General features: G+C 68.4%; 13 protein-coding genes. 9 read left to right on the top strand and 4 right to left on the bottom strand.

Annotated features, from left to right (window positions below; translation table 11 throughout):
- Both AC1DN0_RS36655 and AC1DN0_RS36650 read right to left on the bottom strand, forming a co-directional pair.
- Nucleotides 1-2,169, bottom strand: a 2,169-nt coding sequence (locus AC1DN0_RS36655) for a DUF6600 domain-containing protein (RefSeq protein WP_477146429.1), incomplete at its 3' end; no start/stop codon positions are given.
- A 341-nt stretch (nucleotides 2,170-2,510) separates the two neighbouring features.
- Complete coding sequence (locus AC1DN0_RS36650) at nucleotides 2,511-3,833, bottom strand: putative bifunctional diguanylate cyclase/phosphodiesterase (protein ID WP_045236297.1); 1,323 nt, start codon at nucleotides 3,831-3,833, stop codon at nucleotides 2,511-2,513.
- Nucleotides 3,834-4,126: 293 nt separating this feature from the next.
- Here AC1DN0_RS36650 and AC1DN0_RS36645 point away from each other — a divergent pair, with 293 nt between their 5' ends.
- The 9 genes from AC1DN0_RS36645 (at nucleotide 4,127) to AC1DN0_RS36605 (ending at nucleotide 15,658) form a co-directional block, all read left to right on the top strand.
- Nucleotides 4,127-5,758 carry a methyl-accepting chemotaxis protein gene (locus AC1DN0_RS36645; protein ID WP_477146428.1) on the top strand — a complete coding sequence of 544 codons (1,632 nt, stop codon included), beginning with the start codon at nucleotides 4,127-4,129 and terminating at the stop codon, nucleotides 5,756-5,758.
- Nucleotides 5,759-5,783: 25 nt separating this feature from the next.
- Nucleotides 5,784-6,272, top strand: coding sequence for a chemotaxis protein CheW (locus tag AC1DN0_RS36640; protein WP_441637395.1), 489 nt, complete (start codon nucleotides 5,784-5,786; stop codon nucleotides 6,270-6,272).
- Nucleotides 6,269-7,615 carry a CheR family methyltransferase gene (locus AC1DN0_RS36635; protein ID WP_477111303.1) on the top strand — a complete coding sequence of 449 codons (1,347 nt, stop codon included), beginning with the start codon at nucleotides 6,269-6,271 and terminating at the stop codon, nucleotides 7,613-7,615. Before AC1DN0_RS36640 ends, AC1DN0_RS36635 begins: the two co-directional genes overlap by 4 nt.
- Nucleotides 7,608-8,342 carry a chemotaxis protein CheW gene (locus AC1DN0_RS36630; protein ID WP_477146427.1) on the top strand — a complete coding sequence of 245 codons (735 nt, stop codon included), beginning with the start codon at nucleotides 7,608-7,610 and terminating at the stop codon, nucleotides 8,340-8,342. Before AC1DN0_RS36635 ends, AC1DN0_RS36630 begins: the two co-directional genes overlap by 8 nt.
- Nucleotides 8,339-10,705, top strand: coding sequence for a hybrid sensor histidine kinase/response regulator (locus AC1DN0_RS36625; RefSeq protein WP_441637144.1), 2,367 nt, complete (start codon nucleotides 8,339-8,341; stop codon nucleotides 10,703-10,705). Before AC1DN0_RS36630 ends, AC1DN0_RS36625 begins: the two co-directional genes overlap by 4 nt.
- Nucleotides 10,702-11,721 carry a chemotaxis response regulator protein-glutamate methylesterase gene (gene cheB, locus AC1DN0_RS36620; RefSeq protein ID WP_441637142.1) on the top strand — a complete coding sequence of 340 codons (1,020 nt, stop codon included), beginning with the start codon at nucleotides 10,702-10,704 and terminating at the stop codon, nucleotides 11,719-11,721. Before AC1DN0_RS36625 ends, cheB begins: the two co-directional genes overlap by 4 nt.
- A 120-nt stretch (nucleotides 11,722-11,841) precedes the next feature.
- Complete coding sequence (locus tag AC1DN0_RS36615) at nucleotides 11,842-12,852, top strand: diguanylate cyclase (protein WP_441637140.1); 1,011 nt, start codon at nucleotides 11,842-11,844, stop codon at nucleotides 12,850-12,852.
- 176 nt (nucleotides 12,853-13,028) lie between these two features.
- The gene (locus AC1DN0_RS36610) at nucleotides 13,029-13,736 is read left to right on the top strand and encodes a response regulator transcription factor (RefSeq protein ID WP_441637138.1); all 708 of its coding nucleotides are present in this window, start codon (nucleotides 13,029-13,031) and stop codon (nucleotides 13,734-13,736) included.
- Nucleotides 13,733-15,658, top strand: a complete 1,926-nt coding sequence (locus AC1DN0_RS36605; protein WP_441637136.1) for a sensor histidine kinase — start codon at nucleotides 13,733-13,735, stop codon at nucleotides 15,656-15,658. Before AC1DN0_RS36610 ends, AC1DN0_RS36605 begins: the two co-directional genes overlap by 4 nt.
- Nucleotides 15,659-15,672: 14 nt before the next feature.
- Here AC1DN0_RS36605 and AC1DN0_RS36600 read toward each other — a convergent pair whose 3' ends face one another.
- Nucleotides 15,673-15,969, bottom strand: a complete 297-nt coding sequence (locus tag AC1DN0_RS36600; protein WP_045236288.1) for a helix-turn-helix transcriptional regulator — start codon at nucleotides 15,967-15,969, stop codon at nucleotides 15,673-15,675.
- A 205-nt stretch (nucleotides 15,970-16,174) separates the two neighbouring features.
- Nucleotides 16,175-16,728: tripartite tricarboxylate transporter permease (locus AC1DN0_RS36595; RefSeq protein ID WP_441637134.1), on the bottom strand; the 554-nt coding region annotated here is incomplete at its 5' end.

The following is a 16,728-nucleotide window of genomic DNA, read 5'->3' as shown; positions in this document are numbered from 1 at the left end:
CTGTTGCACCGCTTGCTGCCCTCGCTGCTGGTCCCCTATCTGCCGTTGCTGCTGCTGGCGCTGCATCTCCTGCTGCTGTTGCATCGCCTGCTGCGCCCGCTGCTGGTCTCCCATCTGCCGCTCTTGCTGCTGGCGCTGCATTTCCTGTTGCTGTTGCACCGCTTGCTGCCCTCGCTGCTGGTCCCCTATCTGCCGTTGCTGCTGCTGGCGCTGCATCTCCTGCTGCTGTTGCATCGCCTGCTGCGCCCGTTGCTGGTCTCCCATCTGCCGCTCTTGCTGCTGGCGGCCCAGCCCCTGCGGATCGGTCTGCAGGGTACGGCCATTCTGCTGCGCGGCGGCCCGTTGCTCGGCCTGGCGTTGCTGGAACTGCTGGGCCTGCTGAAGTTGCGAACCTGGCTGGCCCCCTTGCGGCGGCAAGCCGCGCGCCTGGTCCGGACGCGTGGTCCAGCCGCGCACGCGCGGATCGCCGCCCTGCACGGGTGGCTGGCCGCCATGCTCGGTCCCGATCAGGCCCTGCGGCGCGGGCGGGCGGGCGCCACCGTCGGCGCGTTGTGGGCCGAAGGCCGGCATGCCAGGATTCCCGCCGCCGGGAGCGCCCGGCGTTCCGGGCATCTGGCCTGCCCCGTTGCGGCCATGGTAGCCAGGCGCAGCCTGGCTCAACCTGACGGGCGCGGAAGCCGCCGGGTTCCCGCCTGGCGCATTGCCGGCGCCACGCCATGCCGGCCCGGCGCCGGGCACGGTGCCGCCGGCGCGGGCAAAGCGCTGGGCCAGCTCATCGCTGGCCGGGCGGCCCGGCACGCGGGCCGCGATGGCCGGGCGCCCGAAGCTTTGCGCGGCTTCCGGCGGCGCCGGGCGCGCGGGGGCCGCGCCATGCAGGCTGCCCTTGACGGGCGCCAGCGGCGGCGTGCCGTTGGCCTCGCCCTGGGGCAGGTTGCGCCATGCCACGCCGCGCGCGCCGGGCGGCACGCGCTGGCCCTGTACAAAAGCGCGCGACGGCATGTCTGTAATCGCCCCCGGCACATTCCGGTTGATGAAGGCATTCCCGCCATGGCGATTGAACGCCTCGTTGTTGCCAGCGAAGCGGTTGATGCGGCTGAGATACGCCGGGCTGGCGCCATAGACCGGGCGATAAGCCTCGTGCGGTCCCAGCGGGTACCACGCTACGCCCGGGCCACGTCCGTGCCCGTGGCCCTCGCCGATAAAGCCCACCACCGCTGGGGCGTAGACCGGCCGTACCGACCGCGGGCCCGGCATCCAGCCCCAACGGTTGCCGATGCGGGCCCAGCGGCCGTAGTGGGACGGGGCGAAGCCCCAAGGCGCATCGTCGCACCAGCTCCACCCCCACGGTGCCACCCAGGCCCAGTAGCCCGTGCTGTAAGGTGCCCAGCCCGCCGCCACCACGCGGGGGAACCAGACCGCGCCATAGCCGGGGTCTTCCTGCCAGTCGCCATAGTCGTCCAGCGCGGCATAGCCAGTCATTTCAGGCGCGACGTAACGAGCCGACGGCGAACTGTCCTCGCGCGCATCGCGCGCCATGGTCCAGCGGTCGAAGCCGTCCAGGGGAGGATTGGTGGCGCTGCCAGCCTCGGCCAGGTCGGTGCCGGCAAAGCGGATCTGCTCGCCGCGCCGCATTTGCCGCGAGCGGTTGTCGCCGTACACCACGGCGGAGCCGTGGTGCATGGTGACCACCGTGTTGCTGCCGTCAGGCGCCACGTCGAGGCGGTAATCGCCGGGCTCGGCCGGCACGAAAGCCACGTTGGGCGTGTCGATCTCGACCGGCTGGTCGGGCGGCAGCGCGCGTACGCGCAATTGCAGCGTGCCCTGGGTCAGCTTGACCTGCGTGGCGCTGTCGTCGAGGTTGAGCACGGTCACGGCGGTGCCGCTGCCCAGCCGGATCGCCGTGGAACCGGCGTGCAATTCGGCCTGGCCGCCGTTATCGACCCAAAGGCGGTCGCCGGTGGTAATGGGCCGGTTCAGGCCTGCCTGCGCCCAGTCGTCGGAACCCGCCGGGGCAAAGCTCAGGTTGCCAGCGGCATCAGTGATGGTGGCGATGCGCTCGGAAGGATCGGCGGACTGCGCCAGCGCCGGCAGTTGCCAAGTGATGAAAACGAGACTGGCGGCCAGGAGCAGGGCGCGCGTGCGGGCGCCAGGCCTGCGGTCGGAAAACATGGGATACCTCTTGGTAAGAATGGGCGCGCGGGCCAACACCTGCCACCCTGCTATCACCATACTTCGCTTAACGCCAGGCTGCCGGACTAGCCGACTTGACTTTGTAAGCACATATTTCCCTGTCCTGGACAGGCGGGAGAGGCATAGCTTGCCTGCGCGCCGCCCGCCACGGGCCCCGCCACGTCGGGCTGCCAGGGCTGGCGGGACGAAACGGGACGAAACGGGACAAAGCCGGAAACAAATTTCCAGGCGGGAAGCGCGGCCGTGCAGGGCAGCCGGCACATGGTATCAACGGGGAAAAGGCGGAGCAGCGATGCTGGCGCGGGCCCGGCCCGCCCGGCTCAGCGAGCCGACTGCCGCAGGAATTCGGTAAATTTGTCGGGGGACATAGGCCGGCCGTACAGGTAGCCCTGCACCTCATGGCAACCGTTCGCGGCAAGGAAATCCCGCTGCTCGACGGTTTCCACGCCTTCGGCCACCACCCCGATGCCCAGGCTGCCGCCCACGTTCACCATGGCGCGCACGATGGCGGCGTCGACTGGGCTCTCGGTGACATTGCGGATAAACGACTGGTCGATCTTGATGCGGTCGACCGGAAATGACTTGAGGAAACTGAGCGAGGCGTAGCCGGTGCCGAAATCGTCGCAGGTCAGGGTCACGCCATCCCGGCGCAAGGTCTGCAACTGCCCGGAGAACTCGTCGCCCTGCTGCAGGGCGATGGTCTCGGTGATTTCCAGCTCGAGCCGCTCGGGCGCCAGGGCCAGCTCGCGCAGCACGTGGCGGACTTCGGTCAGCAGGCGGCTCTCGCTGAGTTGCGCCGCAAACAGGTTGATGGCGACGCGCGGCGCATCGGGAAACCCCAGCGACCACATGCGCGCCTGGGCGCAGGCGGTGTGCAGCAGCCAGACGCCAACGTCCGCCGCCACGCTGCTGGCCGCCAGCGCATCGATGAAGCTGGCCGGCGTCAGCAGGCCCTGGGTGGGATGGCGCCAGCGCATCAGCGCCTCGGCGCCCACCACGCGGCCATCGCGCAGGTCGATCTGCGGCTGGTACAGGAGTTCGAACTGGCGTTGCGCGTAGGCATCGCGCAAGGCTTGCACCAGCGACAGGCGGGTGGTCACGTCGGTGCGCATCTGCGGCTTGAAGAAGCGGATGGTGCGGCCGCCGTCGCGCTTGGCCCGGCCCAGCGCCAGGCTGGCCGATGCCAGCGCATCCGAGGCGTTGTCCCCGCCGGCCGGCATCACGCACGCGCCCAGGCTGGCCAGCACATGGTGGCGCCGGTTGCCGTATTCGTGGGGCTCCGACTGGAGCGAAAGGATGGCCGCGCTGACATGGCGCACCAGGGTGGGATCCGCGATGGAGGGGAGCAATACGGCGAACTCGTCGCCGCCGATCCGCCCCAGGATGGCGTCGCGCGGCGAGGCGTCGCGCAGGCGGCGTGCCACGCGGCGCAGGATTTCATCGCCCTCGGCATGGCCGTGCATATCGTTGAAAGCACGGAAATCGTCGATGCCGAGCAGCAATAGCGAACAGCGCGGGGTGGCCTCCGAGCGCAGGCGGCCTTCCAGCGTGTTCAAGAATGCCTGGCGCGACGCTACGCCGGTCAACGGATCGAGGTCCGCGTTCGACGGCGCGCCGGCCCTCGCCTCTGACCTGGCCACCATGCCTGCCCTGTTYGTGATTATCGACATCGGTCCGATCTGWCTATTTGGCAAGTGTGACKAAAACCAGGAAAAAATCAAGCCGCGTCAAACCATAATATGGCGATATGTTGCGACCGGACAAATACCATTACCCTTGACGTTCCCTTCCGCGGGCGCCATTGAAATGGCAGAAGCCTTACAGTACCCTACCCCGCTATAACGCACCCCTGGTGCTCCGCCCAGCCTTCTAACCCGCGTCCGCGCGCCATTTTCACCGCGCCCGGCCGCCCGCTCCCCCTACTACAAGAAAAGCAATGGGAAAACGCATCGTGACCCTCTGGACCATCCGCACGCGCATCCTGGTAAGTTTCGCCTTTATCCTGGCGGTCATTTTACTCACGGCGGTGATCGCCTACGACCGCCAGTCGGCCATCGAAACCAATGCCACCGCGCTGCGCGACGATGCCCTGCCGGGACTCTACTACAGCACCGCCATGCGTGGTGCCTGGGGCGAAGCCTATGTCCTGGCCTGGCAGAGCATCACAGCGGCCAATGACACGGAGCGGCGCCAGTACGCCGAGAGCAACGTGGCATTGCGCAAGCGGCTGGACGCCCTGGAAGAGAAATACGCCGACTCGATCCGGCGCCCCGAAGACCGCCAGCGCTTCGAGAAGTACAAGGAGATCCGCCGCGGCTATGACGAAGCCAGTTCGGTGATCTTCGCGGCAGGCGGCGCCGAGGCCGGCGCCATGGAAAGCCGGCTGCGCGGCCCGATCCATGCCATCTGGGACGAAGGCCGGACTACCCTGCAAACACTGTTGGACGACAACAACAAGGTAGCCAGCGAAGGCGCCACCAGCATCAACCACGCGGTCGAGACCGCCAAGATCAGCATAGAGGTCTCGCTGATTGCCGCCTTGCTGGAGTCGCTGGTAGCCGGCTACCTGTTGTTCCGTTCCATCACCGTGCCGATGCGCTCGATCGTCGATCTGCTCACCAATATGCGGGGCGGCGACTTGCGCCAGCGCCTGTCGCTCAATCGCAAGGACGAATTCCTCGAGGTGGAGCAGGGCTTCAACCAGATGACCGGCGATCTTACCGGGCTGGTCGGACAGGCCCAGCGCTCGGCCATCCAGGTGACCACTTCCGTCAACGAGATCGCCGCCACCGCACGCCAGCAGCAGGCCACCGCCACGGAGACCGCCGCCACCACCACCGAGATCGGCGCCACCTCGCGGGAGATCTCCGCCACCTCGCGCGACCTGGTACGCACCATGACCGAGGTCTCCGGCGCCGCCGAGCAGACCGCCGGCCTGGCCGGCACGGGCCAGGTCAGCCTGTCGCGCATGGAGGCCACCATGCACCATGTCATGGAAGCCGCCGGCTCCGTCAACGCCAAGCTGGYCACCCTGAACGAGAAGGCGGGCAATATCAACCAGGTGGTCACCACCATCGYCAAGGTSGCGGACCAGACCAACCTGCTGTCGCTCAATGCCGCCATCGAAGCCGAGAAGGCCGGCGACTACGGCCGCGGCTTCTCCGTGGTCGCCACCGAAATCCGCCGCCTGGCCGACCAGACCGCGGTAGCCACCTACGATATCGAGCAGATGGTGCGCGAGATCCAGTCCGCCGTGGCTGCCGGTGTCATGGGCATGGACAAGTTCTCCGAAGAAGTGCGGCGCGGCATGTCCGAGGTGACGCAGGTCGGCGACCAGCTCTCCCAGATCATCGGCCAGGTGCAGTCGCTGGCACCGCGGGTGCAGATGGTCAACGAAGGCATGCAGGCCCAGGCCGGCGGCGCCGAGCAGATCAACCAGGCCCTGATGCAGTTGTCCGAAGCGGCCCAGCAGACCGTGGAATCGCTGCGCCAGTCCAGCCAGGCGATCGACGAGCTGACGCTGGTTGCCAACGACCTGCGTACCGGCGTGTCGCGCTTCAAGGTATGAGCGCGCCGGGCGCCGGCAACACGCCATGAAACTCTTCCTGCTCTTTCGCATCGGGCCGGACCACTACGCACTGGACGCGAACGAGATCGCCGAAGTGCTGCCGCTGACCACCCTCAAGCAGCTGCCCGAGGCGCCGCCCTGGGTCAGCGGGCTGCTGGCGCGCGGTGGCGAGGTGGTGCCGGTGATCGACGTCAACGCGCTGGCCACCGGCACGCCGGTCGCCAGGCGGACCAGCACGCGCACCGTACTGGTGCACTACCGCCGGCAAGCCGATGCGCCGGCGCGCCTGCTCGGGCTGCGTCTGGAGTACGCCACCGAGACGCTGCGCTGCGATCCCGCCGAATTTGTCGACAGCGGCGTGGACCCCGCTCCGGCGCGCTACCTGGGGCCCGTGCGCAACGGCAGCCAGGGGATGGTGCAGTGGATCAAGGTCGATGCCCTGCTGTCCGACCCGGTGCGCGCGCGCCTGTTTCCCGACTTGCCGGCAGCTGAGCCTGCCGCGCCAGGGCCATGACCACCGCCGCCCATATCGAGGCCTTGCTCAAGGAGCGCATCGGCCTGGACGCCGCCACCGTGGGGCCGGGCATGATCGAGCGCGCGGTGCGCGAGCGCCTGGCCGCGGCCGCGGCGCCGGATCACCACGCCTACTGGAACCTGCTGCACGTGCAGCCGGACGAACTGCAGGCGCTGATCGAAGCCGTGGTGGTGCCCGAGACCTGGTTCTTCCGCCATCGGGAGGCGCTGCTGGCGCTCGCCCGCTTTGCCGCCATGCGCGTATTCGGAAGCGCTGGCGAACACGAGGATGCCGGGCCGTTGCGCATTCTCAGCGTGCCCTGTTCGACCGGCGAAGAGCCGTATTCGATCGTCATGGCGCTGCTCGATGCCGGCGTGCCGGAGCAGCGCTTCCAGGTCGATGCCGTGGACATCAGCGCGCGCTCGCTGGAGCGCGCCCGCATCGGGCAATACGGCAGCAACTCCTTCCGGGGCGGCCCGCTGGATTTCCGCGACCGGCATTTCACCGCCAGCGCGGGCGGCTACACCCTCAAGGCCAGCGTGCGCGCCAAGGTGCGCCTGCTGCGCGGCAACCTGCTCGATCCGGTCCTGATGGCCAATGAGGCCCCCTATCACTTTGTGTTCTGCCGCAACCTGCTGATCTATTTCGACCAACCCACGCAGCGGCGTTCGCTCAAGGTGCTGGAACGGCTAAGCCGGCCGGACGCCATGATTTTCGTCGGCCCGGCCGAAGCCAGCCTGCTGACGCGGCACGGCTTTGTCTCGGCGGGCGTGCCGCTCGCCTTTGCCTTTACCCGGCGCAGCGCACATGCACAGGCCCCGGGCAACCTTGCCGTGCCGGATTACCTGGCCCAGCTGTCCGATCCGGTCCGGGCCGCCCCGCCGCCGTTGTCGTGGCCGGCGCGTACGGCCGTGCCCGCCAGGCCTCTGGCCCCGCGCGGGCAGGCACGGCCCACGGCGATACCGCCCCCCTCCGCCGCACCGGCGCCGGCCCCGGCCGCCGGCAAAGCGGCCGCCCCGGCCAATGCCGGCGCCGATGCGCTGGCCAGGATCTCCCGGCTTGCCGATCGCGGCGACCTCGCCGCCGCGGTGGCGGCCTGCCTGGCGCACCTGGAAGCGCAGGGCCCGTCGGCCGCCGCCTATTGCCTGCTGGGCGTGCTCCACGATGCCACCGGCCGGCCGGCCGACGCGCGCGAGGCCTATCGCCGCGCGCTTTACCTCGACCCGGCTCACCAGGAGGCGCTCTACCATATGGCTGCCATCCTGGAAGCGGAAGGCGACGGCGCGGCAGCGGCTCGCCTGCGACATCGCGCACAACGCAAGACCCCGACCCATCATGCCTGAGCCCRCATCGCTTCCCCCGGCCGAGCATGGCCTCCCGCCCGGCGTGACGACTGTCGCCGTGGATGACTGCTGGCGCCGCATCGGCGTGCTCGGAAACGGCAGTTGCCCGCTGCTGGCCACGCACATCCATTGCCGCAATTGCCCGACCTACTCGCGCGCGGCGCTCACGCTGCTCGACAACCTGCCTACCGGCGAAGTGAGCCTGCCCGCCGACAGCGCCGTCCAGGCCGAGACCGCTGCGCGCGGCCCCACCCTGTCCTGCCTGGTGTTCCGCATCGGCGACGAGTGGCTGGCGCTGCCGGCGGCCGCGCTGGCAATGGTCACCGCACCCTGCCCCGTGCATTCGCTGCCGCACCGCCACCACGCCGCGGTGCTGGGACTGGCCAGCGTGCGCGGCAACCTGCTGGCGTGCATCTCGCTGGCGAAACTGCTCGGCCAGGACCCGGCCGCCGGCGCCGCGTCCAACGCCGCCGCCGATGCCAAGGGTGGCGCCGGGCACGGCGCCCGGCTGCTGGTCCTGGGCCAGGGCCGCACCGCCATCGCGCTGCCGGTGGACGAAGTCACCGGCATCGAGCGGATCGCGGAGGCAGCCCTGCAGCCACTGCCAACTACCTTGTCGCGCGCCTCGGCGCATTACACCCGGGCCTTGCTCAAGAGCGGCGGGCGCAGCGTCGGCCTGCTCGACCCGGCCCTGCTGCAACAAGCCCTGAAGCGGAGCCTGGCATGAACCCCGACCAGTTGCGCGACGCCTCCCTGCTGGAGCTGTTCGCGCTGGAGGCGCAATCGCAGGCCGAGGTCCTCAATGCCGGCCTGCTGTCGCTGGAGCGCGACCCCACCGCGGCCGACCAGCTCGAGGCCTGCATGCGCGCGGCCCATTCGCTCAAGGGCGCCGCGCGCATCGTCGGCCTGGATGGCGGCGTGCGCGTGGCCCACGTGATGGAAGACTGCCTGGTGGCGGCCCAGCACGGCGAACTGCGGCTGCGGCCGGTGCATATCGACGCCCTGCTCCACGGTACCGACCTGCTGCTGCGGCTGGGCTGCCCGCCGGGCGGCGATCCCCTATGGGCCGACCAGGCCGGCAAGGCCGAGATCGATGCCCTGGTGCTGCGGATGGGCGCGCTGCTCGCCGGCGAGGAAGTCGACGCCGACGCCTGGGCGGCAGGTCATGCCGCGCAGCGCCTCGCGCCGGGGAGCGAGGCGCTGGCCGAACCACTAGCCGAGTCGCAAGCCGCAAGCACTACGCCCGTGAGCGCGGCGCGGCCCGAGGGCCCGGCGCCCGACGCGGTCGCGGGCACCAAGGCCGCAGGGCCAGCCACGCAGCCCTCCGGCCTGCCGGATGCCCAGGAGCGCATGCTGCGCGTCAGCGCCGATACGCTCGACCAGTTGCTCGCGCTGTCGGGCGCGGCGATGGTGGAAACGCACTGGCTCAAGCCCTTCGGCAACGCGCTGCAGCAGACCCGGCGGCTGCAGATGCGCGCGCTGCAGGCGCTCGATGCGCTGCAGGTGGCGCTCGCGGCCAGTCCGGCGGACGCCCTCGCCCGGGCCTCGCTGGCCGAAGCGCAGCGCTTGCTCGGCGAGGGCCACCAGCAGTTGTCGCAACGGATCACGGAACTGGAGCAGTACGACCACCGCACCGGCCGGCTCGCGCACCAGATCTACGACCGGGCGCTGGCCAGCCGCATGCGGCCCCTGGCCGACGGCCTTACCGGTTACTCGCGCATGGTGCGCGACCTGGGGCGCTCGCTGGGCAAGGCGGTTCACCTCGAACTGGTCGGCGAGAGCACCAAGGTCGACCGCGACATCCTGGAGCAGCTCGAGGCGCCGCTGGCCCACCTGCTGCGCAATGCGGTAGACCACGGCATCGAAACGCCGGAAGCGCGCCTGGCCGCCGGCAAGCCGGCCGAAGGCCGCATCACGCTGAACGCGCGCCACAACGCCGGCCGGCTGGCGATCGTGATCGCCGACGACGGCGCCGGCGTGGACCTCGATGCCCTGCGCCGCGCCATCGTCCGGCGCAACCTGGTGCCCGAGGACACCGTGGCCAGGCTGTCGCAGGCGGAACTGCTCGACTTCCTGCTGCTGCCCGGCTTCAGCATGCGCGAGACCGTCAGCGAAGTGTCGGGGCGCGGCGTCGGGCTCGATGCCGTGCAGGACATGCTCCGCCAGGTGCGCGGCAGCATCCGCCTGACGCAGCAGAGCGGACACGGCATGCAGTTCCACCTGGAGTTGCCGCTCACCTTGTCGGTGGTGCGCGCGTTGCTGGTCGAGGTATCCGGCGAGGCCTACGCCTTCCCGCTGGCTTACGTCATGCAGGCCATCCACCTGGAGCGCGGCGACATCGAGCAACTGGAGAACCGCCAGCACTTCCGCTTCGGCGGCCGCCAGGTGGGGCTGGTAAGCGCGGCCCAGGTCCTGCAGCAAGCGGAAGCCCGCCGCGACGAGGAGACGGTGCCGGTGGTGGTCCTGGGCGACCAGGAGCGCACCTACGGGGTGGCGGTGGACCGGCTGCTGGGCGAGCGCATCCTGGTGGTGCAACCCCTGGTGGCGACCTTGGGCAAGATCAAGGACATCGCSGCSGGCAGCCTCACCGAGGATGGCACGCCGGTGCTGATCTTCGATGTGGAGGACATGGTCCGCTCAGTGGAAAAGCTGCTGTCGGAAGGCAAGATCGACCGCATCCGCCGTGGCAGTACCGAGGCGGCGCCGGTCCGGCGCAAGCGCGTGCTGGTGGTGGACGATTCGCTTACGGTGCGCGAGCTTGAGCGTAAACTGCTCTCCAACCGCGGCTACGAAGTCGCGGTCGCGGTGGACGGCATGGATGCCTGGAACGTGCTGCGCGCCGAATCCTTTGACCTGGTCATTACCGACATCGATATGCCACGCATGGACGGCATCGAACTGGTCAGCCGCATCAAGCGCGACGCCCGCCTGCAGCAAGTGCCGGTGATGGTGGTGTCATACAAGGACCGGGAGCAGGATCGCCAGCGCGGCCTGGAGGCCGGAGCCGACTACTATCTGGCCAAGGGCAGCTTCCAGGACGCCGCGCTGCTCGATGCCGTCCAAGACCTGATTGGAGACGCACGCGCATGAAGATCGGCATCGTCAACGACTCCCGGCTGGCCGTGGCCGCCCTGCTGCGCGTCATCGCGCTCGACCCTTCGCTGGAGGTGGCATGGGTGGCCGAGGATGGCGAAAGCGCCGTGCGCATGGCCGCCGCGCGCACGCCCGACCTGATCCTGATGGACCTGCTGATGCCGGTCATGGACGGCGTCGAGGCAACCCGCCGCATCATGGCCGCCACGCCGTGCGCCATCGTGGTGGTGACCATGGACCTCGGCCGCAACGCCAGCCAGGTGTTCGACGCCATGGGCCACGGTGCGGTCGACGCGGTCGATACGCCCACGCTGGCCGAGCCGGATTCGAAGCTGGCCAGCGGCCCGCTGCTGCGCAAGATCCGCAATATCGGCCGGCTGCTCGATGGCCGCACCGGGCCCTCGCGCGCGGCCGCGCCGCTGATGCGCAAAGCCAGCACCGAGCGACTCGTGGCAGTGGGGGCATCGGCCGGCGGCCCTTCCGCGCTGGCCACTGTGCTGGGCAGCCTGCCGGCCGGATTCAACGCCGCCGTGGTCGCGGTCCAGCATGTGGACGAGGCCTTCGCGGCCGGCATGGCCGACTGGCTGGACGCGCAGTGCCACTTGCCGGTGCGGCTGGCCCGCGAGGGCGAGGGTCCGCAGCCGGGCACCGTGCTGCTCGCCGGCACCAACGACCACCTGCGCCTCATCGGCGCCACTCGCATGATCTACACGGAAGAGCCGCGCGACTACCTGTACCGGCCGTCGATCGATGTATTTTTTGAGTCCGTGGCCCAGCACTGGCGCGGCGACGCGGTGGGCGTGCTGCTCACCGGCATGGGCCGCGACGGTGCGCTGGGGCTCAAGGCCATGCGCGAGCGCGGCTGCCTGACCATTGCCCAGGACCAGGCCACCAGCGCCGTCTATGGAATGCCCAAGGCCGCCGCCGCGCTTGGGGCCGCGAGTGAAATCCTGCCTTTGCCGCAGATCGCCGCCCGCATCGTACGGGCGTGCAACACCAATAACAATCAGTAACCACGGGCTGGACAGAGGTGCCGGACATGCAGCGAAACAATCCAGGCGGTACAGGCAGTAGCACAGCCGCGCCACGATCAGCTTTTCGGCGCCTCCCAGCCAGAGAGCACGAGGAACATAATGTCTAAAGAAACAGCCCCTAGCACCAGGCAGCACCAGGATGAATACAAGGCCATGGTGCTGCTGGTGGACGACCAGGCCATGGTGGGCGAAGCGGTAAGGCGCGAACTCGAACCCGAGCGGGACATCGATTTCCACTATTGCGCCAAGCCCGACGAAGCCGTCGCCGTGGCGGAGCGCACCCGCCCCACGGTGATCCTGCAGGATCTGGTAATGCCCGGCATCGACGGCCTGACGCTGGTGCAGCAATACCGCGCCAACCCGGCGACGCGCGACATTCCCATCATCGTGCTGTCCACCAAGGAAGAGCCGATCATGAAAGGCGCGGCCTTTGCCGCCGGCGCCAACGATTACCTCGTCAAGCTGCCCGACACCATCGAACTGGTGGCGCGCATCCGCTATCACTCGCGCTCCTACCTCAACCTGCAACAACGCGACGAAGCCTACCGCGCGCTGCGCCAGAGCCAGCAGCAACTGCTCGAGACCAACCTGGAACTGCAGCGGCTGACCAACTCGGACGGCCTGACCGGGCTGTCCAACCGGCGCTATTTCGACGAGTACCTCGGGGCGGAATGGAAACGCGCCAACCGCGAGCAAAGCCAGCTGGCGCTGCTGATGATCGACGTGGATTCGTTCAAGGCCTACAACGACACCTACGGTCACGTGGCTGGCGACGAAGTGCTGCGCCGCGTGGCGGGCGTGATCCGCGAGAACTGCGCGCGCCCTGCCGACCTGCCGGCGCGTTTTGGCGGCGAGGAGTTCGCCATGATCCTGCCCTCCACCTCGCCCGGCGGCGCGCGGCTGCTTGCCGAGAAGGTCAGGCGCGCAATCGAATCCCTGCAGGTACCGCACAGCGGCTCCCCGGTAGGTGCGTATGTGACGGTCAGCATCGGCGGCACGGCGATGGTGCCCGGTGCCGATATGCCATTCAGCCGCATCGTCGAAATCGCCGACGCGGGTCTCTACCAAGCCAAGCGCAATGGCCGCAACCAGGTCGTGATGACATCCTGACCGGGCGGGGCGGCACGCATCGCCGCCCCTGCCGCCCGCCGCTTTTCGCCCTCCGCGCCGGTTTGACCACGACCGGCGCCAGCGCTACGATAGCCCGCCAGGCGCCATCCCATGAATATGGAGTAGCGCGCCCTGCCCGCTCCGCGGCATAGTCGAGACCAGCCTCCGCCCACACCATGCGCTCACAGAACCAGTCTCCGGCCCCGGAAGCCGATATCCGTGTCCTGCTAGTGGAAGACGACCCCGCCACCAGCGCGCGCCTGCAAAGTGCCCTCAGCAGCTTGCCCGGCATCCAGGTAGTGGCGGCCTGCGCGCAGCGCGCCAGCGCCTGCGAATGGCTGGACACGCAGGAGCCCGACGTGCTGCTCTGCGATCTCGGGCTGCCGGACGGCTCCGGCATCGATGTCATCCGCCATGCGCGCCGGCTGCACCCGCGCTGCGACTGCATGGTGATCACCATGTTCGGCGACGAGGCCAATGTGCTGGCCAGCATCGCAGCGGGGGCCACCGGCTACCTGCTCAAGGACGAATCGGACGACAACCTGCGCGCCTCTGTGCTGGAGCTGCGCGCGGGCGGCTCGCCAATGAGCCCGGTCATCGCGCGCAAGGTCATCACCCGGCTGCGCAGCGCCAGCGCGCCGGGCCTGCCGGCGCCGGACGCGCCAGGCGCCCAGGGGGCGGAGGTGACGCTTTCGGCCCGCGAAACCGAGGTGCTCGACCTGATTTCCCGCGGCTACACCTATGCGGAAACCGCCGGTCACCTGTCGATCAGCGTGCATACGGTACAGGCGCATATCAAGAACATCTACGGCAAGCTTGCTGTCAACTCCCGCACGGAAGCCGTCTTCGAAGCCCACAAACTCGGCTTGCTGAAAACCTTGTGAGACCGCTGCCCGGAGCGCATCCGGCCGGCATCCTGCTCGCCGCCAAATGGATCGTCTCGTTCGCCCTGCTGCTGGCCGCCTGCGCGGCGGGCGTGGGAGGCGCAAGCCATGCGCAAACCGAACAGCCCGCGCAGGTGCAGGCACTGGAACAGGCGGAAGCGATTGTCCGCCTGACCGGCGGCGGTCCTGGCGCTGTAACGGGGCCGGTCCCGCTGCAGTTGAAGCTGCCGCACTACTGGGACCGCGAATTCCCCGGCAGGGACGGCACGGCCACCTACCGGCTCGCCTTTCAGTACGTTCCCACCGGCCACGACACGCCCGCGTTCTACCTGGCACGAGCCGCCAACAGCTTCGAGATGCGCCTGAACGGCAAGCTGCTGGCAGCCTCCGGCGACTTGTCGGCACCCGCCATCCACGCGGGGCAGCGTCCCCTCTACGTGCCGGTGCCCGAGGTCATGCTGCGGGCCGACAACGAACTGGTCGTCACCATCGCCGCGCTGTCCAATGGACGCGGCGGCCTGTCCAGGATCGAGTTCGGCCCCGGCAACGTGGTGCGTTCCCACTACGATGGCGCCTTGTGGTTCCGCGTGATCGGTCCGCTGGTGATCGCCGCCGTCAGCCTGCTGCTGGCCGCCATCTCGCTGCTGATCTGGTGGCGCCAGCGCGATCCCCTGTTCGGCTTGTACGCGCTCGCGGAGATCGCCTGGGCCATCAGCCTCGCCGAGTTCTTCCTCGCCGATACGCCGTTGCCGCGCGGCGTCTGGCAGGTCATCGTGCTTTCCAGCCGGGCGATCTTCATGGTAGCGACGGCCAAGTTCGCCTTTATCATCATCGACGTGCGCGCGCGCTGGCCGGGGTGGGCGGTCAACGCCTACCTGTGGATCAAGTTTCCGCTGATCGTGCTGATGGCCAGCGTGCTGAGCTTGCCTTACCTGAAAGTGGCGGACTGGGGCATCAATGTGGCGATCGCCTGCTACGTGGCGGGCGCGCTGGTATGGTCGGCGCTCCGGCGTCCCAATCACGAACGGGTGGTGCTCGCCGTCGCGCTGGGCCTTGCCACCGCGCTCACCGCCGCCGACTTCGTGCGCATCTGGCTCACCGGCGACTTCTACTGGGATACGGCACTCACCAAATATGTCTCGCTGCTGTTCAGCCTGACCATGGCATGGCTGCTGGTCGACCGGTACACGCGCACCACCCGCATGCTGGCCGATCTCAACCGTGACCTTGACCACAAGGTTGCGCAAAAGGAGCAGGAGCTTCACAGGCTCTACGCCCACTCGCGCGAGGTAGAGCGCGAGCAGGCCACGCTTAGGGAACGCGGGCGCATCATGCGTGACATGCACGACGGACTGGGCAGCACGCTGGTCGGTGCGCTCAGCGTGCTGCGCTCCGGGCAGGGCTCGCCCGCGGTGTTGCAGGAGCACCTTCAGCATGCATTGGATGCGCTGAAATTCTCGGTGGATGCCATGCAGGACACTGGCGGCGATCTCGCCGCCGTGCTTGGCAACCTGCGCTATCGGTTGCACGCGAGGCTGGAAGCGGCCAGGTTGCGAGTGGACTGGCAGGTGGAGCGATTGCCGGCTGCGGCCGGCCTGACGCCGCAGATAGTGCGGGAACTACAGTACCTGTTGCTGGAAGCCTTTAGCAATGTCATGCAGCATGCAGACAGCGGCGTGGTGCAGGTGGTGGCGCGCAGCGTCGGGGGAGAGGCCCGCGGTGGCGGGGCCATCCTGATCGAGATACGGGATGACGGGTGTGGATTCGATGTCGCGGCTGCCGTGCAGGGGCATGGCCTGGCCAATATGCGCAGCCGCGCGGCTGCCATCGGCGGCGAGCTGTCGATTGACTCTTCCGGGCGGGGTACTGTGGTTTGTCTCTTGCTGTTCCCGGCCAGGTGGAAGGCGGGGGAGACTGGCTGAGGGTTGGGCGCACCTCAACTCCCCTGCCCGATATCACTCTGCAGCACGTCCAGGTGCGAGAGATAGTTATCCAGTTCCTCGCGCCCGCTATCCGTAATGCAATAGACCCGGCCACTGCCTTCCACCAACTCCGCCGTGATGGCCCGTGCGATGAGCAAGCTACGCAGGATGGGCCTGAGCGAACGAATATTCTTCTCGACCCCATGCTCGCGCAAACGGTCGACCAGTGTCATTACTGTCGACGGACTCGACTGGACAAGTTTCAGGATGTACAGCTTCGAAACGAAGCCATCTAGTGCTGGAGTTCTCATGCGGCGCCTGTGACGCACCAGACAGCGGTGCGATAGAGCAGATCATCATGCGCAGCCCTGGCACTGCGAGCGCAGCCGGGCGTGTTCAGTGCGAGCGGCCCGGCTTGCACCGGGAGCGCTATCCAAAAAAATCGGGGTGCCCGAGRCACCCCAAATCTTGCGTTGCGTGCGCCGGCACGACGCCGGCGCGGGTGGGGCTCTATGACTACTCTTCCTGGAACGCCTCTTCGCGCTTCGCCTTGATCGACGGCAGTGCGACAACAGCGACCAGTGCGGCAGCGGCGATCAGCAGGCCCATCGACAGCGGACGGGTCACGAACACGGTGAACTCGCCACGCGACAGCAGCAGGGAGCGGCGGAAGTTCTCTTCCATCATCGGTCCCAGCACGAAGCCCAGCAGCAACGGAGCCGGCTCGCACTTGAGCTTCAGGAACAGGTAGCCGAGGATGCCGAAGCCTGCCGCCATGAACACGTCGAAGGTCTGGTTGTTGACCGAGTACACACCGATACCGCAGAACACCAGGATGGCCGGATACAGGAAGCGGTAAGGCACGGTCAGCAGCTTCACCCAAATTCCGATCATCGGCAGGTTCAGGATGATCAGCATCAGGTTGCCGATCCACATCGAGGCGATCAGGCCCCAGAACAGCGCGGGGTTGCTGGTCATGACCTGCGGGCCCGGCTGGATGTTGTGGATGGTCATCGCACCCACCATCAGCGCCATCACCGCGTTGGGCGGAATGCCCAGCGTCAGCAGCG

The sequence above is a fragment of the Cupriavidus sp. 05N39 genome, from assembly GCF_056397325.1.
This window is presented reverse-complemented; position numbering and strand designations above follow the sequence as displayed.